Annotated in this window: 23 protein-coding genes; 7 read left to right on the plus strand and 16 right to left on the minus strand. The window is 53.1% G+C overall.

Annotated elements, in window-relative coordinates:
- Window positions 1-4: 4 nt before the first annotated feature.
- From AC1AY0_RS06145 to AC1AY0_RS06175, 7 genes are all read right to left on the minus strand, one after another.
- Entirely contained in the window at window positions 5-619 is a 615-nt protein-coding gene (locus tag AC1AY0_RS06145; RefSeq protein ID WP_476526045.1) for a regulatory protein RecX, read from the minus strand.
- Between the two features lie 2 nt (window positions 620-621).
- A complete protein-coding gene (gene recA / locus AC1AY0_RS06150; protein WP_476526047.1) occupies window positions 622-1,824 on the minus strand; it encodes a recombinase RecA in 1,203 nt (400 codons plus the stop codon).
- A 340-nt stretch (window positions 1,825-2,164) separates the two neighbouring features.
- Window positions 2,165-2,398, minus strand: coding sequence for a DUF3046 domain-containing protein (locus AC1AY0_RS06155; RefSeq protein WP_476526049.1), 234 nt, complete (start codon window positions 2,396-2,398; stop codon window positions 2,165-2,167).
- 103 nt (window positions 2,399-2,501) lie between these two features.
- Window positions 2,502-3,011, minus strand: a complete 510-nt coding sequence (locus AC1AY0_RS06160) for a helix-turn-helix domain-containing protein (RefSeq protein WP_476526051.1) — start codon at window positions 3,009-3,011, stop codon at window positions 2,502-2,504.
- A gap of 101 nt (window positions 3,012-3,112) precedes the next feature.
- On the minus strand, window positions 3,113-3,676 hold the full coding sequence (locus tag AC1AY0_RS06165; RefSeq protein WP_476526053.1) for a CinA family protein: 564 nt from the start codon (window positions 3,674-3,676) through the stop codon (window positions 3,113-3,115).
- A 79-nt stretch (window positions 3,677-3,755) separates the two neighbouring features.
- Window positions 3,756-4,424 (minus strand): CDP-diacylglycerol--glycerol-3-phosphate 3-phosphatidyltransferase, encoded by a 669-nt coding sequence (gene pgsA, locus AC1AY0_RS06170; RefSeq protein ID WP_476526055.1) that lies wholly within the window; start codon window positions 4,422-4,424, stop codon window positions 3,756-3,758.
- A 153-nt stretch (window positions 4,425-4,577) separates the two neighbouring features.
- Window positions 4,578-5,240 (minus strand): RelA/SpoT domain-containing protein, encoded by a 663-nt coding sequence (locus AC1AY0_RS06175; protein ID WP_476526056.1) that lies wholly within the window; start codon window positions 5,238-5,240, stop codon window positions 4,578-4,580.
- A 35-nt stretch (window positions 5,241-5,275) separates the two neighbouring features.
- Between AC1AY0_RS06175 and AC1AY0_RS06180 the strand changes: the two genes are divergently transcribed.
- Window positions 5,276-5,719, plus strand: coding sequence for a Panacea domain-containing protein (locus AC1AY0_RS06180; protein WP_476526058.1), 444 nt, complete (start codon window positions 5,276-5,278; stop codon window positions 5,717-5,719).
- A gap of 145 nt (window positions 5,720-5,864) precedes the next feature.
- Here the strand turns inward: AC1AY0_RS06180 and AC1AY0_RS06185 are convergent, their stop codons facing one another.
- A complete protein-coding gene (locus AC1AY0_RS06185) occupies window positions 5,865-8,855 on the minus strand; it encodes an FtsK/SpoIIIE family DNA translocase (protein ID WP_476526060.1) in 2,991 nt (996 codons plus the stop codon).
- 135 nt (window positions 8,856-8,990) lie between these two features.
- On the opposite strand from AC1AY0_RS06185, the gene AC1AY0_RS06190 reads away from it, so the two are divergent.
- Complete coding sequence (locus tag AC1AY0_RS06190) at window positions 8,991-9,737, plus strand: Fic/DOC family protein (RefSeq protein WP_476526117.1); 747 nt, start codon at window positions 8,991-8,993, stop codon at window positions 9,735-9,737.
- Window positions 9,738-9,863: 126 nt separating this feature from the next.
- Here AC1AY0_RS06190 and miaA read toward each other — a convergent pair whose 3' ends face one another.
- Together miaA and miaB are read right to left on the minus strand one after the other, a co-directional pair.
- On the minus strand, window positions 9,864-10,853 hold the full coding sequence (gene miaA / locus AC1AY0_RS06195; RefSeq protein WP_476526062.1) for a tRNA (adenosine(37)-N6)-dimethylallyltransferase MiaA: 990 nt from the start codon (window positions 10,851-10,853) through the stop codon (window positions 9,864-9,866).
- Window positions 10,854-10,948: 95 nt separating this feature from the next.
- The gene (gene miaB / locus AC1AY0_RS06200) at window positions 10,949-12,403 is read right to left on the minus strand and encodes a tRNA (N6-isopentenyl adenosine(37)-C2)-methylthiotransferase MiaB (RefSeq protein WP_476526064.1); all 1,455 of its coding nucleotides are present in this window, start codon (window positions 12,401-12,403) and stop codon (window positions 10,949-10,951) included.
- Between the two features lie 67 nt (window positions 12,404-12,470).
- On the opposite strand from miaB, the gene AC1AY0_RS06205 reads away from it, so the two are divergent.
- Window positions 12,471-13,271 carry a GTP pyrophosphokinase gene (locus AC1AY0_RS06205; RefSeq protein WP_476526066.1) on the plus strand — a complete coding sequence of 267 codons (801 nt, stop codon included), beginning with the start codon at window positions 12,471-12,473 and terminating at the stop codon, window positions 13,269-13,271.
- Window positions 13,272-13,275: 4 nt separating this feature from the next.
- Here the strand turns inward: AC1AY0_RS06205 and AC1AY0_RS06210 are convergent, their stop codons facing one another.
- From AC1AY0_RS06210 to AC1AY0_RS06220, 3 genes are all read right to left on the minus strand, one after another.
- Entirely contained in the window at window positions 13,276-14,229 is a 954-nt protein-coding gene (locus AC1AY0_RS06210; protein ID WP_476526118.1) for a DMT family transporter, read from the minus strand.
- A gap of 140 nt (window positions 14,230-14,369) precedes the next feature.
- Complete coding sequence (locus AC1AY0_RS06215) at window positions 14,370-15,281, minus strand: Bax inhibitor-1/YccA family protein (protein WP_476526068.1); 912 nt, start codon at window positions 15,279-15,281, stop codon at window positions 14,370-14,372.
- A gap of 134 nt (window positions 15,282-15,415) precedes the next feature.
- Complete coding sequence (locus AC1AY0_RS06220; protein ID WP_476523211.1) at window positions 15,416-16,201, minus strand: DUF5067 domain-containing protein; 786 nt, start codon at window positions 16,199-16,201, stop codon at window positions 15,416-15,418.
- 328 nt (window positions 16,202-16,529) lie between these two features.
- Between AC1AY0_RS06220 and AC1AY0_RS06225 the strand changes: the two genes are divergently transcribed.
- The 4 genes from AC1AY0_RS06225 to AC1AY0_RS06240 all read left to right on the plus strand — a co-directional run bounded on the left by AC1AY0_RS06225 (window position 16,530) and on the right by AC1AY0_RS06240 (window position 21,398).
- Window positions 16,530-17,756 carry a sensor histidine kinase gene (locus tag AC1AY0_RS06225; protein ID WP_476523323.1) on the plus strand — a complete coding sequence of 409 codons (1,227 nt, stop codon included), beginning with the start codon at window positions 16,530-16,532 and terminating at the stop codon, window positions 17,754-17,756.
- Window positions 17,757-17,823: 67 nt separating this feature from the next.
- On the plus strand, window positions 17,824-18,507 hold the full coding sequence (locus AC1AY0_RS06230) for a response regulator transcription factor (protein ID WP_476523321.1): 684 nt from the start codon (window positions 17,824-17,826) through the stop codon (window positions 18,505-18,507).
- Window positions 18,508-18,573: 66 nt separating this feature from the next.
- Entirely contained in the window at window positions 18,574-19,230 is a 657-nt protein-coding gene (locus AC1AY0_RS06235; RefSeq protein WP_476523210.1) for a GNAT family N-acetyltransferase, read from the plus strand.
- Between the two features lie 62 nt (window positions 19,231-19,292).
- Window positions 19,293-21,398 (plus strand): GmrSD restriction endonuclease domain-containing protein, encoded by a 2,106-nt coding sequence (locus AC1AY0_RS06240; protein WP_476523209.1) that lies wholly within the window; start codon window positions 19,293-19,295, stop codon window positions 21,396-21,398.
- 94 nt (window positions 21,399-21,492) lie between these two features.
- Here AC1AY0_RS06240 and AC1AY0_RS06245 read toward each other — a convergent pair whose 3' ends face one another.
- From AC1AY0_RS06245 to acnA, 3 genes are all read right to left on the minus strand, one after another.
- A complete protein-coding gene (locus AC1AY0_RS06245; protein WP_476523207.1) occupies window positions 21,493-21,990 on the minus strand; it encodes a type II toxin-antitoxin system VapC family toxin in 498 nt (165 codons plus the stop codon).
- Window positions 21,987-22,379, minus strand: coding sequence for a type II toxin-antitoxin system RelB/DinJ family antitoxin (locus tag AC1AY0_RS06250; RefSeq protein ID WP_476523205.1), 393 nt, complete (start codon window positions 22,377-22,379; stop codon window positions 21,987-21,989). The genes AC1AY0_RS06245 and AC1AY0_RS06250 overlap by 4 nt, the downstream gene beginning before the upstream one ends.
- A 100-nt stretch (window positions 22,380-22,479) precedes the next feature.
- Entirely contained in the window at window positions 22,480-25,185 is a 2,706-nt protein-coding gene (gene acnA / locus AC1AY0_RS06255) for an aconitate hydratase AcnA (protein ID WP_476523204.1), read from the minus strand.
- Between the last annotated feature and the right edge of the window lie 47 nt (window positions 25,186-25,232).

Raw genomic sequence — 25,232 nt, forward strand, 5'->3', positions numbered from 1 at the left:
CGCTTTATCGCAGAAGCTCAGAAGCCACTTCGCGCAAAGTCGCTGGATTATGCCCTTTGCGCCCGCCTGCGGACCAGAATCGACGTTGACGAACCTGACGGTCCAATCCTTCAGTCTTTCTTGCAATCCGGCGTCCAAGCTCCCACGCCGCTTCTTCGAATACACCGTTGCGCTCAGCTTCGTCAGTCACTTGAGCCGCTAGCGCACGATCAACGCCTTTACGCGCAAGTTCCATCATGGTTCCCCTGCGCCCCATCATTCGGTTCGCGCACACACGAACCACCGATTCGGCATAATCATGATCATTGAGCAGATGAACTTCAAGCAGTCGGTTGACAACGCTTTCAACCACATCTTCGGCATATCCTTTGCCAAGCAGACGATCGCGCAACGCTCCCGATGAGCGAGGTGCCGCATCCAGCAATCGCAGTGCAGCTTCACGGCATGCATTGCTATCCTCAGGATCTTCAACGCCCGAAGCGCTAGTTGACCGAGCGTTCCACGAAGGAATCGTACGCTTATCTATCGAAGCGACGGCTTCCTTACCTTCAGATTCCCACTCATCGCCATCCTGCAGCACAACTGGGTTATGCTGCAGGAATGCTTCAGCACTAATCACATTCAGGCCTTAGCTGGCGCATCTTGAGCAGGTGCAGCCTTAGCCGTACGCGAGGATTTTGCGGCAGCCGTTTTACTGTCTTTGGCTGCGTCTGCAGCAGCGGCTTCACTGACAGCTGCAGCGGCAGCGGCTTCCTCATCCTCAGCAAATTGATCAGATGGCGCAATCAAACCGAACTGAGCTTTGACCTTGTTCTCAATCTCTTCCGTAATCGCAGGATTGTCTTTCAGGAATTGACGTACCTTCTCACGGCCTTGACCAAGCTGATCCCCCTCATAGGTGAACCAAGAACCAGATTTCTTGACCACGCCAACCTGCTGAGCCATATCGATAACCGAGCCCTCACGGGAGATGCCCTCACCGTACAGCATGTCGAATTCAGCGGACTTGAATGGCGGAGCCATCTTGTTCTTAACCACCTTGACACGGGTACGGTTGCCCACAGCCTCGTCACCATTTTTAATGGTTTGAATTCGGCGAATATCCATGCGCACGGAGGCATAGAACTTGAGAGCCTTGCCACCGGTAGTGGTTTCCGGATTTCCGAAGAAGACGCCAATCTTTTCACGCAGCTGGTTGATGAAAATAGCTGTGGTACCCGCCTGAGAAAGCGCACCGGTCATCTTACGCAGCGCCTGACTCATCAGTCGAGCCTGCAGACCCACATGGCTATCGCCCATATCACCATCGATTTCAGCCTTCGGAACCAATGCCGCCACTGAATCGATAACGATTACGTCCAAAGCACCTGAACGAATCAGCATGTCCGCGATTTCCAGCGCCTGTTCGCCGTTATCTGGTTGAGAGACAATCAGCGAATCGGTATCCACACCAAGTTTGCGCGCATATGCGGGATCGAGCGCATGTTCGGCATCGATATAAGCCGCCACGCCGCCCTTCTTTTGTGCGTTAGCAACCACATGCAAAGCCAGCGTGGTTTTACCAGAAGATTCTGGACCATAAATCTCAACGATTCTGCCCTTCGGCAATCCACCAATGCCCAACGCCATATCAAGGGCCAGTGAGCCGGTAGGAATCACTTCAACATTCTGTTCCGGCCTATCCCCCAGCCTCATTGCCGAGCCCTTGCCAAAACTCTTTTCGACCTGGGCCAACGCGGCATCAAGCGCCGCCTTGCGCTTGGGGTCAAGCTCGTGTTCGGCCGCACCTGCCGGTTTCTGCGCCGACTTGGTCTCCTGTGCCATGATCTTCTCCTTACAAGTCCTGTGGGTCGAGTGCTTTCTACCGTACGCAAAAGCGTCCGCATACAGCAAGCGTGAACGACCTATGTGGTTCGAGCTTATCCGCAGTCGTCACGCATTGCGCGCGATAGCGGCTCAGCCCTACTGCCACAAGACTTTGCACTAGTCGCATGCACATCATGCATGCGGTATGGATTTGTCTCGCTGTGGATAACTATAGACCAAGACGCGAACATTTGTTCGAACTTGGTTCAGATAACTTCAAAACACACGTGTTTCCAGCCCGGCACGGCGCGTCGCCATTGACCCCACCCATCGCAATCCCCGCTAACGCATCCGGGAATCAGGCTGCCGGCATGGGCGGAGCATTATGGTCACTTCCCCATCGTTTGAAATCCGGAATCTCCATCTGGTCGCACAATACGTTCCACACCACGCGAGGCTCCTCGCCGGCATCCAACGCTTCCAAGACAGTCATATTCGCCAGTTTCGGCATTCGTTGATCCTTCGCAATCGAGCGTCCGTAACTACGCCCGAATACTTCCTCCAGCAATTCCCAAAACTCACGTTCACGCATACCCGCAAGTGTGCCACATCCGGCGAACAGCGAGAGAAAACAATAAATGGGCTTGCAATACACAATGTATTGCAAGCCCATTGGAATCGAATTATCCGCTTATTTATTCGTTCACCGAATCAAGATAGTCAGCCACCATGCGCAACATCTGCGCCGTGCTCACCCCCAGAGAATCAGCAATCGAGCTGAGCAGCTCGGAGCTGGCTTCCTTCTGGCCACGCTCCACTTCGGATAGGTAGCCCAAAGATACGCCAGCCTTCTCAGATACCTCACGCAGCGTACGGCGATCACGGGTGCGCAGTTCGCGCAGCACATGGCCAATCGCCTCACGCAGCGACACATCATGAGTTTCGGACTCAGCGGCTACGCTCTTTACCGCATTATGAGTCTTGCTACCGCTTTCCTCTTCCTGCCACATACGCAGCCGAGCAGCTTCACGCTCATCCTTGGCTTTCTTTGCAGCCTGAGCCTTAATCACCTGCTGCTGGGCAAACATCACCGCACGGCGCTGGGCCGGCGTCAATTCGCGCATACGGGCAACACCCGGACGCACACTCATCGGGTTCTTGACGGCAACATCCATTTGCTCATTTGCTCGCGTCATCGTTTCCATCGCCTTAGCCCCCTTCCAGGCCTGTTCAGTGTTTCCATAAGGTTCAACACCACATACCCTCGATTTTATTCCTGAAAAGTTGCTGGAAATAGACTCAAGTTTTACTGATGTTCGCGCTGCAGCAGTTGATTGAGATGCCTCAGCACGTTAAGCACGGTTTGCAAACGGACTTCTTCGCGGGTTCCAGTTAGCCGTAATTCCAGTGCTTCGATGAGTTCCAAATTGTCTGGTCTGATTTCAGCGGGGATTCGGAATCCGATGTAGACCAAACCGGCTGGTTTATCTCCATCCGGACCGGGTCCCGCCACACCTGTGGTGGAAAGACCAATAATTCGATCCTCATATTCCGGCTGGTCATACAACTTGGCGGTAGCGGCAGCCATTTGCCGCGCCACTTCGGGATGCACAGCACCTTCTCGAGCCAATAGTTCACGATCCACGCCAAGAATGGAAGCCTTGGCTTGAATGTCATATGTAACCGCAGAGCCAAGCAGCACGTTCGATGCACCGGGAATACGCACGAAAGCGTCTGCCAACAGTCCTCCGGTCAGAGATTCAGCACAGGCAATTTTTACTTTCCGCTGTTCGCAGGATTTCAGAATCTGCGCGGCTTCAGCATCGCATAATTGCCGCGTCTGCATCTCATCGAGAACTTCATCGCTCATAATCAACATTCACTTTCCTTATGAAAATGGGATGCAGCACAAAGCCGCATCCCATTCACATTCCATCTTGCTCGAAGCCTTACTGCTCCGCCTTCTTCGGCGCTACGAACGTGTTGTACAGGTACACACCACCGGAGTACAAGCACAACACCAAAGCCACGTAGATGACGGTATACGTCAGGAAATAGTAAGCAGTGAGCCATAGCGGCGTAGAAGCACCGGTCTCCAGCGTCCACATCGGCAGTAGCAGCATAGACAGGCCCACGCACTGGAACACCGTCTTCAATTTGCCCGGCCAAGCTGCGGCGATAACCTTACCGCCCGGACGCTCCATCACGAAGAAGCGCATCACGGTAATGCCGATCTCACGAATCAGGAACAGGATGGTGACCCACCAGCCGAGCTCGCCAAAAACAGAACAAACAATCATGGCGCCACAGGTCAACAGCTTGTCCGCAATCGGATCCATGAGCTTGCCCATTTCAGTGACCTGATTGTATTTGCGAGCCATCCAACCGTCGATTTTATCGGTGGATGCGGCGATGATGAACAGTACTGCAGCCACCCAGCGCAGCGTAGTGTTATCCGCACCCCACTCGCCTGCCAGAACATCAAGCACCAGGAAAATAACCACCAGTACGATGCGCGAATACGTCACAAGATTCGGCGGCGCATTCCAACCGTCAAAAATAGATGCCTTGGCTTTGGCCTCGGTCTGCACTTGCTTATCCGTTGATTCACTACTCATACTGTTCACGTTACCCCCACACTTCTACCTTGGATGACAAGCAGCTGAGAATTACCTAGCAACCACCCACTTTGCAAGCGTCACTTCTTCATCAGTTCCAAGAAATCGGAAACTTCACGACTGAGACGTAACGACCGTTGGGACCTTCGCACGTTAATGCAGATATGACTCCACCTTGTCCAAAAAATAACGGACATTTGTGGAATAGTTCGGATAAGCGACAGCAAGCTGCTCCGCGTTACGCGCATAGACCAATACTGCATTGTCGTAGTCGATCTCATTATCCTCATTCATGAAATCGTCAACACCGGGAATCTCTATGCGTCTCTCCACATGATATGAAGATGAGTGAGACTCAACATTGCATAATAAATGCCTTGATCGGTATCCACTGGCCTGAGGTCTTGCAATGTAATTCTTGTCAGCAGAGCCATTTTTCAACGGCAGATTAGACGCGAGCCATGCAGCCGCCCTCTCAACTTGCTCATTTGATTCCACAATTAAGCGGCAGCCACCAATATCATCCAGCTCACCAAGTCTGAAATGAGTATTCGGACGTTGCAGCTTACGAACAATGGAAATCATGCGCTTCATTCGAAACGTTGCCACGGACTGCGGTATACCTTGCGAGCACTCCAACACTTTGGAGAAACATTGCTCAGTAGGTTCAACATGTTGAGCACGCCAGCGTTGAGCAATCATCATCGCCTGCACATAATCAGCATCATCACTATGCTGCACTCCAGCGCTCAGTATTCGCCCCACCGAATTGGCACGGTTTCTACTAATGCGCGGCATGCCTTTGTCTGAAGTCATGCTCTACAATATAGCTTCCAGAAAGGAGGAACACCATGGCAGCTATCGTTGATGTAGCAGCTTATATTCTTCGTGAATACGGCCCAATGACCACGATGAAACTACAGAAGTTGGCATTCTATTCGCAGGCAGAATCGTTGTCTCGTCATGGCATTCCACTTTTTGACGAAGATTTTCAAGCGTGGCGCGGAGGCCCGGTATGCGCTGTGTTGTATGCACAGCACCGAGGCAAGTTTCTTATACGCAGCGGAGACCTACTAGCCAATCCTGATTCACTGACGAATTCGCAGCAAGATATTATCGATAGGGTATGTAAGGCTTTAGCTCCTAATACCGGAAATCAGCTCAGTGCCCGCATTCACAGCGAATTTCCTTGGCTTACAGCGCGCAACGGCGCTGCATCATCTGAACCATGCAATGCCATTATTCCGAAAAGTACTATGGCTTCGTACTACCGGGCTAATCCTGTCGTACGGTAACTAGCAGCTGAATCTCACGCCTTAGCGATTCTTCCATCATTAATCAAACAAATACGTGCACGTCAGTTTTGACTGACGCATATAGCGTAGTCAGTCGCAACTGACGTGCACAAAGTCACTTTCTAGCACAATTATTTGCTACCGATTATTCCTCACCAAAATCGCCCTGCGCAGACGCAGAAGGCGTGAGGGAACTGGTCTCGCCGCGGATGAAGGCAAGGACCTGCGGCAAATCCTGCGGCTGTACGAGCACTTCGCGAGCCTTGGAACCTTCGGACGGGCCGACCACGCCTCGGGACTCCAAAAGGTCCATGAGTCGGCCGGCCTTGGCGAAGCCGACACGGAGTTTTCTTTGCAGCATGGACGTGGAACCGAATTGTGAGGTGACCACGAGTTCGGCTGCCTGCAACAGCACGTCCATATCGTCACCGATTTCCTCGTCCGGTTCCATGCCGTTCTTCTTTTCAGCCTCCTTGGCCATTTCTTCAATGTCTTCGCGGTACTTCGGCTTGCGCTGTGTGCGCACGAATTCCACCGCCTTGCGAATTTCGGATTCGGAAACCCATGAGCCTTGCACACGAATCGGCTTGGCGGAACCCATTGGCAGGAACAGCGCATCACCCTGGCCAATCAAGGTCTCAGCGCCCACGGTATCAAGAATGACTCGAGAATCTGTAGCGGACGATGTAGCGAATGCCAGTCGAGAAGGAATGTTGGCCTTAATCAGGCCAGTGACCACGTCCACGGACGGGCGCTGCGTGGCGAGCACCAGATGCACGCCAGCGGCTCGTGCAAGCTGAGTGATGCGCTGGATGGAGCTTTCCACATCATTCTTAGCGACCATCATCAAATCAGCCATCTCGTCCACCACCACAAGGATGTATGGATAAGGTGCCACCTTGCGCTTGGAACCCAGCGGAGCATGTACCTTGCCCGCGCGCACCGCTTCGTTAAAGTCCTTAACGTGACGGAATCCGAAGTATTCCAAATCAGAGTAGCGTGAATCCATCTCCTTAACCACCCATTCCAGCGCCTGAGCAGCCTTCTTCGGGTCGGTGATGATTGGAGTCAACAGGTGCGGAATGCCCGCATACGCAGACAATTCCACACGCTTCGGATCAACCATAATCAGGCGTACCTGCTCAGGTGTGGAACGCATAATCAACGAAGTCAACATTGAGTTGATAAAGCTTGACTTACCGGAGCCGGTAGCGCCTGCAACCAAAAGATGAGGCATCTTAGTCAAATCAGCAGTGACGAAGTGGCCTTCCACATCCTTGCCGATACCAGTGAGCATCGGGTTCGGATCGCTAATCGCCTTGTCGGAACGCAGAACGTCACCCAAATGAACGATTTCGCGATCCTCATTCGGGATTTCGATACCGATGGCTGATTTGCCAGGAATCGGAGAAAGAATACGCACATCCGAGCTGGCCACTGCATAGGCAATATTCTTCTGGAGGTTGGTAACCTTCTCAACCTTGACACCAGGACCGAGTTCCACCTCGTACTGTGTCACGGACGGTCCACGCAGGAAACCCACCACTTTGGCGTCCACATTGAATTGCTCGAATGTGGAGGTCAGGGCGCGGATCACACGATCATTGGCGGGAGTGCGCATGGCGTGAGGCTGGCCCTTGGTCAGCAAATTCAAATCAGGCAGCTGATACGGTCGGTTCGCTTCATCATCAGCATCAGCGCCATTCTCACTATCAGTCAGCGCACCGGACTGCCCAACGCCACTACCATCGGCATCTGCACCAGCATACGGAGCCGTAGCATTCGCAGCAGCTGATGCTGCATCAGCGGTAGCACCAGCAGCCTGCAAAGCGCTTGGAGCCCAAGGATCGTTATCTGCGGTGGCACCAGACGGCATTACCATCGTTCCATCTGGGCCAGCAGGCATGGCCACGGTTCCTCCACCGCTGGTAATAACTCGCGGAACCGCAGACCCAACTGCCCCTGCAGCGTCAGCCAATGCCGTTGTTCCCGCTCCCCCATTCAAAGCAGTGGTTGCCGCATTCGCAACATCATCGGCAAATGGTGCATTACCGGTCACATGCGGGCGCCCATCATACGAGGACGAAGCAATCGTGCGCCCACCGCCAGCATTACCGTCAAGAATCTCACCCGTTGCCGAATCCACCACTGGCGTTTCTGCGGTGGCACCATGCTGGCTCGCTGCCCGATCGAACGGATCATCGGCAGCATACCGATCAAGAGTCTTATCGTCTTCGCTCTTAGACTTGCGGCCGAACAGTCGTTCAAAGAAACTCGGTTTGGATTCGGATTCATCCTCAAAATCATCCTCATCGCTGCCATCATGAGTCGGCACGCCATCAGCGAACGACAACGTCGTATCTCCCAAACGAACTTCATTGGGGAACTGCTCACGGGAATCGGAACCATCCGAAGTCTCCCCCTTGGGCACATACGGCTTGCGCTGAATGAACGCCATCAGCTTGCGCGCTTCCTCAGGTAAATCAGTCACATGGGTACCAGTAATCATCAACAATGAAAACAGTCCGAATACCACAAACACCACGATGGCGAAGGCAGCGGAAAGTCCCCATGCCAGCGGAGAACCGAGGAAGAAACCGAACAAGCCACCGGCGGATTGCAGCACAGTGATGTCAAACGTGGTGTGGCCGGAGGCAACTGCAACATCAATAATCGAGCAAATCGACCACATGAGCACAACCCAGCCGGTAATCACACGAGGATTGCTGGAGCCTCGACCGGAATTACGCATAAGCCGGAATGCCACAGCCGCCAGCAATACCGGCAGCACCACACTCATCACGCCTAATACACCAGATGCCATAGCGTGCAGCAACCGACCGAACGCACCGTTGACACGGAACCATTCAGACGCGCAGAACAAGATAGCGAGTATCAGCAGCAGGAAGCATAGACCATCGCGCCTATACGCGGGGTCATATTCGCCTACGCCGGTAACCGCTCGCACACCGGAACCGAATGCTCGCGGAATCGCTAGCAGAATCTTTTGCCATAACGGCTCAGGTTCAAGATCGATTGCAGGCTGAACTCTGGTCTCGCCATCGTGTGCGGAATCGTTCTCGCTGCCTCTGGGCTTGCGGGATTTCGTGCTGTTTGAAGATGCTGTACGTGCCATATCGCGTCTGATTCTACATGTACGGGGTCTCATGAGCGCTCAAAACACCATTCATGGCTTATCATGGGTTGCATGACACCCGCAGAGCGTGCGAGCGCAGTCGCATTTGCACTCAAAAACTGCGCACTGGAAGCCATGACGCCTGGCGAGGCAACGATGCGCGCCGCGGCGGCTTACGAGCAGGGCACCCAGGATGTGAGCCATCTTATTGACGTGGCCGATGAGCAGACCGCCATGCGTCTTCATGCCGTTGGCCCTAATGGAGAGAATCGTCTGGCGGACGGCTCCCTTGATGATCATGCTGCGAATCGCGCGGATGCTGTGTTTGCGCGCACCGTGCTGTTGGCGGAACGCCGATGGAACCCGTCCGGCGATTTGGATGAATTGGTGGCGATTCATCGCGGACTATTCGAGGGCGTGTTCGACGATGCCGGCAAACTGCGCACCTCTAATACCACACGTGAGGTGACCAATGACCGAGCCCGCGCCAATAATCCAGAGGCATTCTTCCCCGCCGGTTTGATTGAAACCGGCGCGCACAACATTGCGATGGAATTGGCGGAGAACCGTAATCTGCATGCTTTGGATCGCGATGTGTTTGTGAAGAAGTTCGCTACTGTGTACGACGAGCTTGGTTATCTGCATCCATTCCGCGGAGGCAATGCAATGGTGCTTCGCATGTTTGGTTCCAGACTCGCACATGATGCCGGATGGGATCTTGACTGGGGTTCAGTGACGCGTGACATGTATCGAGCGGCTAAGCATACGGCGTATCGCGGTGATACTTCTGCGTTTGAGCAGATGTTTGGAGACATGTTGCGGCCGGCCAATCCGACGCGCGTGTTTTTGATTGCTGGATGGAATCAGGGGCCTGCGCACTGATTGTATGCAGCCTTACGGCTGCGGTCTCTCCCTCAGTCAGCTTCGCTGACAGCTCCCTCGTCAGAGGGAGCCAAAGTATCGGGGCTCGGCAACGTCCTCACAGAGGGAGCCAAGTTTATCTTGGTGTCAGGCTGAGGCGATGTCTCCTAGGTGGTGCTGCACATAGGCATCGGCTTGAGCATCGATGGGATCGTAATCGCCGGCATCAGCATGGGCAATGATGGCCATTGCATTGTCCACGAGCTTCGGATTCAATGCCTGCAGCCAGTGAATGCGCGGGTCGCGGCCGAACCACCCCATCTGTTTACGAGCCAATCGCTTGGTTTTCTGGGCAATATCCGCGAACGCATGATATTCATCCCAAATGCCGTCAAGCAAATCAATGATTTGCTGATAGCCAAGCGCGCGAACAGCCGTGGCACCCAAACGCGGGCGCAAACGCTCCACTTCCTCCACAAAACCATTGGTCATCATTTGCTTGGTGCGAATATCAATGCGATGGTCCAAATCTTCTCGGCTCAAGTCCAATCCGATTTGCACCGATGGAATCACATATTGATAGCGTGGCAAGCTTGCCGAATACGGCTTGCCGGTCAACTCGATGACCTCCAACGCACGAATGGTTCGGCGAGGGTTATGTGGGTCCATACGAGCCGCGGCTACCGGATCCTTGGCTTTGAGATCTTCGAACAATGCTCCAGCGCCTTCAACCTTCTCCCGCTCCTCATACTTTTTGCGGATTTCCGGGTCGGTGCCGGGGAAAGAAATATCATCAATGGCGGCACGAGCATACAAGCCTGAACCGCCTACCAGAATCGGGCGAATACCACGCGATTGCAGGTCAGCAATGGTTGTTCGAGCCAATTCCTGGAACCGGGCCACACTCATTGATTCTTCGGGATCGATGATGTCGATCAAGTGATGCGGCACCTCGGCTTGTTCCTCAGCGGTAGGCTTCGCTGTGCCGATATCCATGCCTCGGTACATCTGGTAGGCGTCCGCATTTACGATTTCAGCTCGCTCACCTTGCTCGGCAAGTCGCTTGGCGATGGCAATGCCAAGACCTGTTTTGCCGGATGCGGTAGGTCCAACGATGGATACGACTCGTGATGTCATAATGCTTATTCACTCCCCTCAGTCAGCTTCGCTGACAGCTCCCCGGAAAAGGGGCCAATGTATTCGGTCTCCTCATTAATGGAGCCGCACATGTATCAGTGACGAACAGAATAGGTTTGGCCAGCAGCGATATCAGGGTCTGCAAGCAGATTATGACGACCTGCGTGGGTTACGGTCACGGTCACGAAATCGCCAATCTCCGGCACTGGCTGGCCTTCCGGAACACCGATATGCACCAGCACACCGGTTTTCTCACGGCCGGAAACACGATGTGTATCAGAATCTTTCTTACCGAGCTTGCCGGTGATCATCACCTCAACATCACGGCCCACAAAGCTGTCGAGATTCTCCTGCGTAATCTCTTCCTGCAATGCGACCAAGCGATCAAAACGATCCTGCACCACGTCTCGCGGAATCTGTTCCATTGCCGCAGCCGGAGTGCCCGGGCGAGGCGAATAGATAAACATGAACGCCGTGGAGAATCGCGCCTTACGCACCACGTCCAAAGTGGCTTGGAAATCCTCCTCGGTCTCCCCGGGGAAGCCCACGATGATATCGGTGGAAATCTGCGCATCCGGCATGGCAGCACGAATCTTGCCCAGAATATCCAGGAACTTGGCGGAGCGGTACGAGCGACGCATGGCACGCAGAATGCGGTCGGAACCGGATTGCAGCGGGAAATGCAGCTGATGCATGATGTTCGGCGTCTCGGCCATCGCAGCAATCACATCATCGGTGAAAGCAGCCGGGTGCGGAGAGGTGAATCGCACACGCTCCAGGCCCTCAATCTCACCGCAGGCGCGCAGCAGCTTGCTGAACGCGTAACGGTCGCCGATGCCGTACCCATACGAGTTCACGTTCTGGCCCAGGAGCGTCACTTCCTTGGCGCCATCAGCCACACATTTGCGGATTTCTTCAAGCACGTCACCCGGTCTGCGGTCCTTCTCCTTGCCGCGCGTAGTCGGCACAATGCAGAACGTGCAGGTGTTGTTGCAGCCCACGGAAATCGCCACCCACGAGCTCACACGGGATGCACGGGCAGCCGGCAATTGGCTCGGGAATTCCTGAAGCTGATCGCTGACCTTCACCTGTGGCTTGTCGGTGGCTCGATTCTGGTCAAGCAGCTTAGGCAGATCCTCAATGTTCTTGGTGCCGAATACTGCAGCCACCCACGGCTTTTTCTTGGCGATGCGTTCACGGTCAAGCTGCGCCATGCAACCGCCTACCGCGATCTGCAGGTTCGGTCGTTGCATCTTGATTCGGTTGAACAAACCGATGGTGCCGTACATGCGTTCGGCTGCGTTCTCGCGCACTGCGCACGTGTTCAGCACAATCACATCGAAATCATGAGCGTCAATCTGCTCTTGGGTTGCCGGCACGTATCCGTCCACTTTCAGCACACCGGCAATGCGTTCGGAATCGTGTACGTTCATCTGGCATCCGAGGGTATGGATGTGGAATACGCCCTTGCCTCGCTCCCCTGCTGCGGTTTCGGCTCCGCTGGCCTCAATCGAGGCACGCTCCGCCCCGGTCATCATGTCTTCATTCATAAGTTCTTGATTCTAACTGCCGGGTTCGTCATGAGACGCTTCGCGCTAATGTCACGGCTCTCAAACGATGAAGCATTTTAGAAGATTCTCCGGCTCCGTCCAGTTTCAACGAATCACTCCGGGTATATTAATTGGCGTGATACTTGACCGACATAGAAGACTCAACACCGCCGATTTGAAGGCCCGCCTGAAGATGATCGATCTGCCGGAAGGCAGTTTCAACACCGACGAGATCACCGAGTTCATCGATCAGATGCAGGTCTATGAAGGCGCAATGTATGAAATCAGCACCAAACTGGAAATACTCGACGATGAGTTCCAAGTACGATTCAGCCACGACCCGATTCACCATATGGAGCGCCGCCTGAAATCAGTGAACTCCATCATCGGCAAACTCGAACGCAAAGGATTGCCCATCAGCGTGAATTCCGTCAAGGATAATCTCTTTGACGTGGCTGGCATCCGCGTAATCTGCAACTATCGCGATGATGTGTATTCCGTGTCAAACTACCTGTCTTCGCAGTCAGATATCCAAGTGCTGCGAGTCAAGGATTACATCAAGAATCCGAAGCAAAACGGCTACCGTTCGCTACATGTGATCTATGCAGTACCGGTGTTCCTCTCCTCGGGAGCACATTACACGCCGGTTGAAGTGCAGTTCCGTACCATTGCTATGGATTATTGGGCGTCTCTCGAACATGCGCTCCGCTACAAAACCGATCTGCCGGATGCCAAGCTCAATGAGCATTCACAGACGTTGCTTGATTGCTCACGCAGTCTGCAGAATATCGAGGTGCAGATGCAGAACATCCACCGCGATATCAATGGCGCTCCGCAGGTAGGCGAGGCACCGAAGACCACTGACTGATTCGCTACTGCTGTTTGTGCAGGAACTTCGGCAATTTGGCCGGAGCCTGCGCAAGCAAAGTGCCGAGGAAGATCAGAGCGCAACCGAGGTAGCCGCGTGGAGTCATGACTTCGCCGAGGAAGATGGCTCCACCCACTGCCGAGAAGAATGATTCCAGACTCATCAATAGACTCGCTCGAGTAGGTGGCACCCACTGTTGACCGACCACCTGCAAGGTGTAAGCAATGCCTACCGAACCGATGCCCGCGTATAGAATTGGAATCCAGGAATGCAATGCGCCAGTCCAATTCACCGATCCTTCAATCGCGGAACCTATCCAGCTCAGCACAGCGGTAGTGCAGAACTGACCGAATGAAAGCATGATGGCATCCACTTTGGAACCCAGCGTATCAATCACCAGAATATGTGCGGCGAACAGTATGGCGGTGAACACCAGCAAAATATCCGCCAAACCAATCGAACCAAAACCATCAGTAATGCAGAGAAGATAGAAGCCAATAACCGCCAGTATCACAGCAGCGAGCACTGCGATACCAATACGGCGGCGCAGAAACACAAAAGCCAGCAACGGCACCATCACGATGTAAAGCGCCGTCAGGAATCCTGCACGACCGGCTGATTTGCCATAGAGAATGCCGTACTGCTGCAACGTGCTGGCAGTGAACAGCACGATGCCGCAGAGCACTGCGATGCACACAGGATTGGCAAGCAACGCGACCCACCATGAGCGCGGATTACGCGATGCAGCAACGGAAGCGCCGCCTGCATTGGAATACGTCACGCTCCCCTGCCGATTACTGGCTTTCTTGCGCTGCCACCACAAAATCGGCACTAAAGACAGCGCGCCCAGTGTGAATCGGCAGGCATTGAAGAACATCGGAGACATGGAATCCATGCCCTGCACCTGCGCCACAAACGCGAATCCCCAAATCAAAGCGGTTAGCAACAGGCAGAACATGCCTACAAATTCTTGTCTCTTCACGGTGTGCCAGCCTAATGCTTCTGCTTTACAGGCATGAAAAAGCCCGGCCACATTGTGGTCGGGCTTGTAGAGCTAACCTAATGAGCTATTGGCGTAAAGCCAACTCAATAGTTGTATTAGTCCCTGTTGCCGAACAACTGCAGGATGTACAGGAACATGTTCACGAAGTCCAGGTACAGGTTCAGCGCGCACAGGATGGAAACCTTCTTGATCATTTCCGGCCCTTGAGCCTCGTACGCGGTGAACAGTGCGCGCGTGGACTGTGCATCATAGATGGTCATACCGGCAAACAGAATCAGACCGATTGCGCACACGACCTGAGTCATGCCGTCGACCTGCAGGAACATCAAAACCACCTGCGAGATGATGAGCACGATCAAGCCGACCATCAGAATCGGACCAGCCTTAAGCATGTTGAACTTCGTAGTCATGCCGAACATGGTGAGGGCGAAGAAGAATGCTGCGGTAATACCGAGCGCGAGCCCAATCGAACCGAGGTCGTACACCATGAAGATAGAGCTTAAGGTGAAGCCCATCAGTGCGGCATACACATAGAACATCACGCGAGCTGCAGTGGTGCTCATCTTCATCACGCGAGCGCCCAGCACTACAGCGAGCGCGATCTGTGCCACGCACAAGCCAATCAGGCCGATTGAACCAGTGGCCATGAGGAAGCTGTAATACGCACCGGTAATCTGGCCCATCACTGCAACTATCGCCGTGACAATCAGACCGATGGTCATCTCGCCATAAGCACGGGTTACGGAGACTCGCTGAGCCTGCTCGTAGTTGTAGGTCATCGTCGTGTTGATTGCGGCAGTGCCAGCTCCTGCGCCTTGCGGCTGCGCGTACTGATTGTTCTGACCGTATGGTGCCTGGGCATACTGCTGCTGGCCGTAGTTCTGCTGGTTGTATCCGTTCTGCATGTACTGCTGGCCGTATCCACCTTGCTGGGCGGCATTGTAGTCCGGAGTATTGTATTGCGGGTTATATTGCCCGTTGTTCTGGGGCTGCTGACCAAATGTCATAATCGCTCCTTTGTTGCGTTCCACAGCCCATCTTAGTGGAAGCAACCTGAACGTTCCATGAATTTGCTCGGCCCGCAGCGAAACGGCGGGTAGACAACCATATCCCAGCCGTCTACCCGCCGTTGCTTTGATCATTATTGCAAGTCGAATGTATGCATCACTTTGGTGGTATTGTCCAAGCTCGCTAATGCGGTTACATCAACTGTCACAGGAGAATCATCCTCGGTAACATAGCCCAATGTCACGGTCGCGGTGGCATTGGGCTGCACTTCAGCAGTGTAGGAGTTCATATCGTATCCCTCAGGCATATCCGAATATACAGCCGTATCAAGTGACTTACCGTTTTGGAATAATTGTGGGTGAGCCAAAGACGCAAACGAATTGTTCTTAGTCGTAGTGTTGGTCCACTCATAGGTCACCACTACGGTTGCCTTACCCTCGTAGTCATTTCCACTCTTCACTGCAGAGACGATCTTCACATGAGCGCCCTCGATATCGCCTTCCATATCCTGTTCGCCTTTAGGCTCGTTCTTGGCACTAGATGATGAATCTGAGGAATTTGATTGTGCGGATTGCGAAGTATCAATACCCTTGGATTCCTTGATGGAATCATCAATGGCTTTACTGGTAGCCGACTGCATTGCCAAAGTAATCACAATGGACAGCACGCACAGCACAGCTGAGACCACAGACAATACTTTGCCTCGCTTCTTCCCGCGGAACGTGCCGACAATGGCGATAATCGCCAAAATCAAACCAATGAATCCAAGAATGGCTGCAAGATTGTTCACGATTGGAATAAAGCTCAGCACTAACCCCAATGCGCCAAATACTACTGCAACAATGCCGCAGATAGTGGTGTGCTTCGGCTGACCGTGCGATTGGTGGCTCGGTTGCGGCATAGTATTATCGTTCGTCATTATGTCCTTCTTTCTCTTTGCTCTGTTTGAGCGACAAACGTTGCGCTGACTTTTTCGAGGCTACTGAGAATTAGCTGGAGACGTCAGTGGACCAATGGACATACTTTGTTGCCCGTTCGGGCATGAACCATGCCTCGTTACATGCCCAAATGTCCAGTGGCGAGACGCGGGAGCTCGCCATAGAGTGGGAGGCATGACACAACCACAGTTTGCGCAGCACCCTCCAAAAGCTCACGCTCCGCGCCACCCCAATACCGGTCACACTCAGCAAGTGCCGTTGCAGGCGGCTGAAGTACCGGTGCAAACCAAACTGTGGTGCACGGTGGTTATGGTGCCATTGGCAAGTTTGATGTGTTTGGCTCAGACAGCATTCTTCTCACAAAACTTCCCAGAGGACTCCCCTGGCTACATATTCGCTATCGCGTGCACATTATTGGGGCTGCCAGTTGGATTCCTGCTGTTGGCACGCTCCGAATACCCTGAAGTGACCTTCTGGATTGCAACAATCTTGGTTGCTGTTCTTCCTTATGATTCCCTCATCGTGCTGATGGCCATGAGCTCACTGCTGGCTCGTCGATCGGACCGCAAAACCACTATCCGCACAGGAATCGTTGGAACTGCGGTAACGGTATGGTCTCAACTTCGTGATGCCTTACAACCCGCCAATGGTTCACTATGGCACATCATTTTCGCCAAGCCGTACACGGGCGGAAGCACAGGACGCCCCATTGTCATGCTGGTCGAAGAGCCCACTGTAATCATCACCGCGATTATTACAGCGCTTGTTGCATCTGCTATTGCAATTCTGATCGGACTGCACATCCGTTCCCGAGCGAAACTCCGTACCGCGAATGCGATGGCGAACGCTGCAACCAATCATGCGGCAGACTTGCAAACCGATCTCAATAATCAGCAGCTGGCGGATGCCATTGCTGCCGAAGCACATGACACACTCGCGCATTCCTTATCACTGCTCGCGCTGAACGCCAGTGCACTGCAAGCAGAAACAGTTAAACTCGGCAATTCTCCTGAGGCACAGGAGTTGGCAGCAAAGGCTGAGGATATTCGCCGTCAATCAGCGGGAGCTTTGGATGAAGCCCACTCGATTATCGATATGCTGCGGAATCCAAGCAAGGCATGGGAACAGCTTGCGCCTTCTAGTGACACATCATTGACGCGTGAATCATTGGATGAGTTGATTGCCGATGCGCGCAATTCCGGCATGACGGTGAATACTTGGATTGATATTCAGCAGTTGAGCGAATTGAACGAAACCATAAGCAAAGTTTCATATCGCGCAATTCAGGAAGCATTGACCAATGCTCGTAGACACGCACCAGGAGCACCCGTGTCTTTGGAGATTACGGCGTCGCCGCAAACAGGCGTGCATATTCATGTCAGCAATCCGATAACCATGACTGCCTCGGATTCCAGAACCGGTGCAGGATTGCCGGGATTGGCGGCTCGAGTCCAGTCAGCAGGAGGGCAATGCCGATATGGCGTGGATGGGCAACGCTTATTCCATGTCGATGTTCTATTGCCTTGGCATCGCTAAGATGGCTAGCGTGAACACAAACCTTGGCAGCACATATTCAGAACAGTCGGTTTCAGGAAATCTCAGCATTCCCGATAAGGCGGTAGAGCCTATCAAGGTAAGCATCATCGACGATGACCCTATGATCTGCCAAGCGATGAGTCTGATTCTTAACGATTATTCATCCGGTCGTATCACCGTTATATCCACTTCCAATGATGGTGCGTCCTGCGTGGAATGCGCAGCGAAAGAGCATCCTGATGTGGTGCTGATGGACATTGCCATGCCTGGCATGGATGGTATTGAGGCAACCCGTAGATTACGCGGGCTCTCCCCTGCCCCACATGTACTGATTCTTACCTCGCTGAGTCCTTCTGGCACAGTAGAGCGAGCGGTGGAAGCCGGTGCAGAGGGATTCGTATCCAAAACCGATGCGCCTAACGACATTATTCAACGCATTATTGCCGTATGTGCTGGTGCACCACAGTTCAATACAGCCAGCGAAAAACAACTAATTCATGATTTAAGTGCATCGCAGCCACACTCGCGCCGTGACGAAGCGCGCAATCTCCTCAACACTCTGCCGGATAGGGAGCGCGAGGCCGTTATTCTGGCCGCTGAGGGGTATACGAATGCTGAAATAGCTTCGCGTATGTTTATTTCGGAGCGTACGGCAAAAGCCCATCTTTCCTCTGCCGCAGACAAACTCAATATGGGTCGAGTGCAAATGGCCCGACTGGTGGAACGCGCTGATTTACCGGCGCGTCTATGAATCTTCCATTTGTTCATTCCCATTCGGCTTGTATAAGCATTTCGTAGATAAGGCATAATGAGACGCATGAATGAAACTGTGACTATACGCCCTTTGCAGCATAGCGATTATCCGTCTTTGATTGATTTGATAAGGCGTACCTGGTACGCCGATTTCAGCGAGCGCACTGGACTTGCCGCCGCTGAGGCGGATTGGGAGAACTGCTTGGCTCGAACCACTAACGCGTACACTGCGGTAATGGATGGCCAGCCAGTCGCTCTTATTCTTGGCCGTATTGATGCACGCGATACACGAAACATTTGGAATGTGCATGAGCGCAACTTTGTGCGCGGTTTAGCTCGTCTGGCTGGACTGCCGGACGGGTTGCGAGCCATTCATGAAATCGTGGGTATTCTGGCGATTGATTGGAAACTTCGTCAGCAAGCTCGCCAGTCTGGCCATGACTATGCCGCGGAAATCGTATTATTCGTGCTTGATCCTGAGGCTCGTGGACATGGGCTCGGCAAGCGCATGTTCCAAACCATGATGGCTGATTTCCGTACAGCACATCTCGATAAGTTCTTCCTTTACACCGATACCACGTGCGATGTGGGTTTCTACGATCACACTGGTTTGCAGCAGATTGAAGCTATCACCATTCCGGCTTCCAAGCATCATCATGAATCCATGTCGTTCTACCTATATGAGGGTACGGTTCCCTCACAGGAAACGCTGGTAATCTGAACAGTTGGAGTAGCTGAGCGCTCACACAATCAGTGACGAAGGGGTTATAGGGGGATTTCATTATGGCGATTAATGCAAAGGAACTTCCATTAGGCAGGGTATTCACACCGGATTTTCGGTTTGCGATTCCTTCATTCCAGAGGGCTTATATCTGGAAAGCGGAGAACATCCTGCAACTGGTCAGTGACTTGAATGATGCCTCCAAAACCCCACAAACCCCTTACTTCCTCGGTTCGCTTATTTTGGTCAGCAAAGGCGATCATCAATATGATGTGATCGACGGCCAGCAGCGTCTGGTTTCCTTGTCCATTATCATCGCGGTGTTGCGTGATCTGGAGCGTGACGCCGATTTGATGCGTCAGCTTGATGCCCTGCTGGTGGAACCCGGAGACAAGCTTCGTGGCATTGTGAGTGAACCAAGATTGACGCTGCGTGAGCGTGATGCTGATTTCTTCCGCGAACATGTGCAGGAAGACAATCTCGAATCCGTGTTCGATATGGATTACGATGATCTGGCTGATGCCGCGCAACGCAATATCGTGGAGAATATTCGCAAAGTCTACGATGAGATTTCAGGTTGGGCCCAATCAGCACGTCAGCAGTTTGCTCAATATCTGGTGAATCAGGTCACTTTGGTCATCGTTACCACTGATGATCTTGACGGCGCTCATCGCATTTTCGATGTGATGAATATGCGAGGCCTGCCATTGACGCCATCGGATGTGTTCAAGGCTCGTGCCACTTCCGGCCTAAGTGATGCACAGATGGATTTTTATACGGCTCGTTGGGATGACATTGTCGATCCAATCAGCGATGATCCCCGCGATTGCGAAGAGTTCTTCAGTTACCTCTACCTGATTCTCGCCCATCAGCCTGATACCAATAAGCTCATTGAAGATTTTCTAGATAATGTGCTGAAGCCTTATATCAGTAATGGCACAGTTCCTGATTTCATTAACCAAGTATTGGCACCGTATGCTGCTGCTTGGCGTGTGATGAGTCGGCCGGCCGACACCATTCTTCCGCAAGAGGTTCGTGACCGGCTCGAGGGCCTGAATGATTACCGCAATCATGAGTGGAAGCCTGTGGCCATGTGGGCACTGGTCAACTCATACCGGCAACTCGGCAACCCTGATTATCCGCCATTTGTGCAACGGGGTGCACGTGTTGCACGAGCCACTGTATCGCTCGAGGCTCTTGAACCACATGACGAGCGCCGTTTATTGACTATCCTTTCTGCTTTGGAACGCGTAACAGGTATTCGTACACTGGTTCGCACGGATGCCATAGAACGGCGCGGATATGCAAATGCGGCAATTCGTGACCTCGATAAAGGCTATATGGTTGATCGTATCAATGGTCTTCGAGTCAGCGATAGCGATCGCGAAAATGCCATTGTCAGGCTGCATGGGGAAATGCAAACCGATGACAATCTGGTAAAGCTGCTTTTGATTCGCGCCAATGAGCACAAGGCTGGTGGTCGCATTGACCGTCCTCGTCGTTTCAGTGCTTTGCCCATCATGCCGTTGAATATTGAACGATCGAAGTCGTTTGCTGGCTGGACGCAGGAACAGCATGATTATTGGATGTATCGACTTGGCAATATGGCTATCGTTCAAGGTCAAGCCGATCAGTTGGATACGTTAAACGAGTTCACCGCTCGACGAGATCGCATGCTGCTCAGGCCGAATTCTCGCCGTTTCCCGTTGACCAATGAGTTGAAGGATTTCAACGATTGCACACCTTCACTGCTTGAAAAACGACAGGAAGAGACGATTCGTCTTATCGTGGAATATTGGGGTATTCGTTACGATCGCAACAACAATGATCTGACCACCCAAAATCCTGATGAACTCATGCAAGCTTCAGCTCGTACTGCCCGCAGTTCCAAGCGTGTGACTATTCGCCAGGTTATTCAGGCTGGTTTATTGGTTCCCGGCGAGCGTCTGGTGTGGGAGCGCCCACGTAAGGGCGAACGCTGGTATGCCACAGTTACTGAAAACGGCAAGTTCCGTTTGGATGATGGCTCGGAATATCAGACTCCGACCGCCGCTGCGCGAGCGGCAGCTGGAGGTAAAAGCAGCGGTGGTCTGGAAGTATGGAAGCGTACTTCCAATGGGCAGAAGCTTAGCGATGTGTGGAAGCAATTCCGTCTTCAAGGACAGTGACAGCTATCTTCTCGTGGCTCACTTTTTGCAAGGTGAGCCACGATACCCAACACCCGAACATGACATCACGCAGAGATAGTCTCAGTTCTTAGTCTCAGTTCTGTTCCAACTGAGATATTAGGTTTGCTGGAGTCAGACAATATCCGGGGTAATGCTGAGCAAGTTTTTTATCATAAGTAACTACATGTTCTGCCCCCGAGTTCTTAGCTGCAGCGACAATAAGATTGTCTTCAAAATCATTATGCGAAGATCGCAATGATTGAGCTAAGGCACATTCATCCGCTCCAACTGGAACGATTTTCATTAGCGTCCGCAACCTCGCAATGCTTGACCATGCTACTTCCGGCAGCATAAGCTTTGCGGTAGTTGCAACAACTACTGATTCATCATCAATGAAATCATCTTTGAATCTCGCAGGCGTGATGTAAAACACATCTTTAAGGGAGAGCGAGGCGCATGCGATTCCCACTCCATACTCAGCACACCGCTCAAATAATGTCACGACATCTTTGATAAAACGCGGAGTGCCATTCATATAGTAAATGAGGATATTAGTATCACACAGAATCGATGCTGTTTTTTCTTGGCTCATGAGTAATCCTGCTCCTTATCGAGATACCTCGCATACGCCGATTGTCTCCTGTACTCCTTGAATTTCTCGTCGTACATTTCGTCACGTAGTTGCTTGTACGTGAGGCCGTCCATCAAATCCGTGTCTTCGGAGATTACACCAGCTTTGACCAGCTCTTTATGCACTAAACCAGCACCTTCATGAATCAGTTTCAGTTTGCGCTGCTTCTCCTCTTCGCGGGCACGTTCTTCCTCAGTAGTTTCCAATACCGGAATCGTTTTACGATCCGCAATATATGCCCATAACGAACGAATCACATCACTCACCGAGGTGTCGTTCTGTTTGAGAATGGCGTCAACCTCATCCTTCAGCTTCGCATCAATGCGAACATTCATTTGCACCATAGTCATAGCAACCTCCATTACCCCAAATGCTATACAGTATAGCATATATGCAAGCAGCAAAAAGGCCGATACCTAGAAAAGGTACCGGCCTTATATCCGCACTGTCTTACTTCATCAAGTTGCGCAGCACATACTGAAGGATGCCACCATTACGGTAATAATCGGCTTCACCAGGAGTATCGATGCGTACCACAGCATCGAATTCGGTCTTGGAACCATCGGCATGCGTGGCGGTGACATGAACCGTCTTTGGCGTCTTGCCGGAGTTGAGTTCCTCTACCCCATCGATGTCATAGGTTTCAGTGCCGTTCAGCCCAAGCGTCTCATAGGATTCGCCCTCAGGGAACTGCAGCGGCAGCACGCCCATACCGATCAGATTGCTGCGGTGAATACGCTCGAAGCTCTCCGTAATCACGGCCTTCACACCAAGCATCAGCGTACCCTTGGCAGCCCAGTCACGAGAAGAACCAGTACCGTATTCCTTGCCAGCGAGTACCACCAGCGGGGTGCCCTGAGCCTTGTAATTAAGCGAGGCATCGAAAATGGTGGACGGCTTTCCTGTGGTGAAATCATAGGTGAAGCCACCAGGCGTTACCTCTTCACCCATGGAAGCCAGCAGCTGGTTGCGCAGACGGATATTACCGAACGTACCGCGAACCATCACTTCATGGTTGCCTCGGCGGGAACCATAGGAGTTGAAGTTCTTCGGCTCCACGCCATGCTCAGTCAGATACTTGCCTGCAGGGCTGGACGCCTTAAACGCACCTGCCGGGGAGATATGGTCGGTAGTTACCGAATCACCGAGCAGAGCCAGCACACGAGCACCATGGATGTTCTGGACCGAATCCGGCTGAGCCTTCATGCCATCAAAGAAGGTCTGCTTGCGCACGTACGTGGAGTTCTCATCCCACTGGAACAGCTCGCCCTCCGGCACATCGAGACCCTTCCAACGGCGGTCACCCTCGAACACGGAAGCATAATCCTTCAAGAACATCTCACGGCTGACCGTGCCATCGACCACATCGGCCACTTCCTTATTGGTAGGCCAAATGTCCTTCAGATAGACGTCATTGCCGTCCTTGCTCTTGCCAAGCGGCTGGGTGGCGAAGTCGAAGTCCATGGTGCCGGCGAGCGCGTAGGCGATGACCAGCGGCGGAGATGCCAGATAATTCATCTTGACATCCGGGCTGATTCGGCCTTCAAAGTTACGGTTGCCGGACAGTACGGCAGTAACGGTCAAATCGTTCTCATTGATGGCCTTGGAGATCTCCGGCAACAGCGGGCCGGAGTTGCCGATGCACGTGGCGCAACCGAAGCCGACAAGCTGGTAGCCCAATGCATCCAAATCGTCCTGCAGCCCAGCCGCCTTCAAGTAGTCGGCCACTACCTGAGAACCTGGCGCCAGCGAAGTCTTGACCCATGGCTTTGGCTTCAGTCCCAGTGCGTGCGCATTGCGGGCAATCAGGCCTGCCGCAATCATCACGGACGGGTTGGAAGTGTTGGTGCAGGAGGTGATAGATGCGATAGCCACATCACCATTGGTCAGGTCGAAGTCACCACGGAAATCAGTGGAAACCGGAACCGGATCCTTGACCGTCTTCTCGGTTTCATAGGAGGGCAGGGTCTTGTCGAACATGCTCTTTGATTCAGAGAGCAGAATACGATCCTGCGGGCGCTTCGGGCCTGCGATGGACGGCACCACAGTAGAGAGGTCAAGCTCCTCATATTCGGAGTACTGCGGCTCCACATAATCAGGATCGTTAGCGTCTCCCCACAGCTTGTTGGCCTTGGCATAAGCCTCCACAAGAGCAACCTGCTCTTCGGAGCGGCCAGTCAAACGCAGATAGTCAAGCGTGACCTGATCAATCGGGAAGATACCGCAGGTGGAACCGAATTCAGGGCCCATGTTGCCGATGGTGGCGCGGTTGGCCAGCGGCACAGAAGCGATGCCTTCGCCGTAGAATTCCACGAACTTGCCAACCACACCATGCTTGCGCAGCATGTCAGTAATGGTCAGAACCACATCGGTGGCGGTGACGCCTTCCGGAATGGAACCGGTGAGCTTGAAGCCCACCACGCGCGGCACGAGCATGGAAATCGGCTGGCCGAGCATAGCGGCCTCGGCCTCGATACCGCCCACGCCCCAACCGAGCACGCCAAGACCGTTTTCGGTGGTGGTATGGGAATCGGTACCCACGCAAGAATCAAGGTAGGCGAGCTGGCGGCCGTCACCCAGACCGGAATCCTTGCTCATCACCACTTTGGCCAAATATTCGATATTGACCTGGTGAATGATGCCGGTTCCCGGCGGAACCACACGGAAGTTCTTGAATGCCTGCTGGCCCCAACGCAGGAACTGGTAGCGTTCGCCGTTACGCTGATATTCGATGTCCATGTTCTGCTGGACGGCGTCGGCGATGCCGTATTTGTCGATCTGTACGGAGTGATCGATCACCATGTCGGATTGCACCTGAGGATTGATAACCTCAGGGTCTCCGCCCAGATCCTTGACTGCATCGCGCATGGTGGCAAGGTCCACAATGCAGGGCACGCCAGTGAAGTCCTGCATGATGACACGCGACGGAGTGAACTGAATTTCATGGCTGGGCTGTGCGGCGGGATCCCAGTTGAGCAGTGTTTTCACATGCTCATCGGTGATGTTTGCGCCATCGATGTTACGTACCAAGTTCTCGACGAGCACCTTCAGTGAATACGGCAGATGGTCGATGCCGTTGAGATTGGCGATGTTGTAGTAATCGAAGTCCTTGCCAGCGGCTGTGAGTGTCGCCAGTTGATCGTCACGTAAGGACATATTGCCTCCGAAATCATGTATCGGCTGTTGATGCCGCTGATTATCCG

The sequence above is a fragment of the Bifidobacterium sp. LH_416 genome (assembly GCF_056357055.1).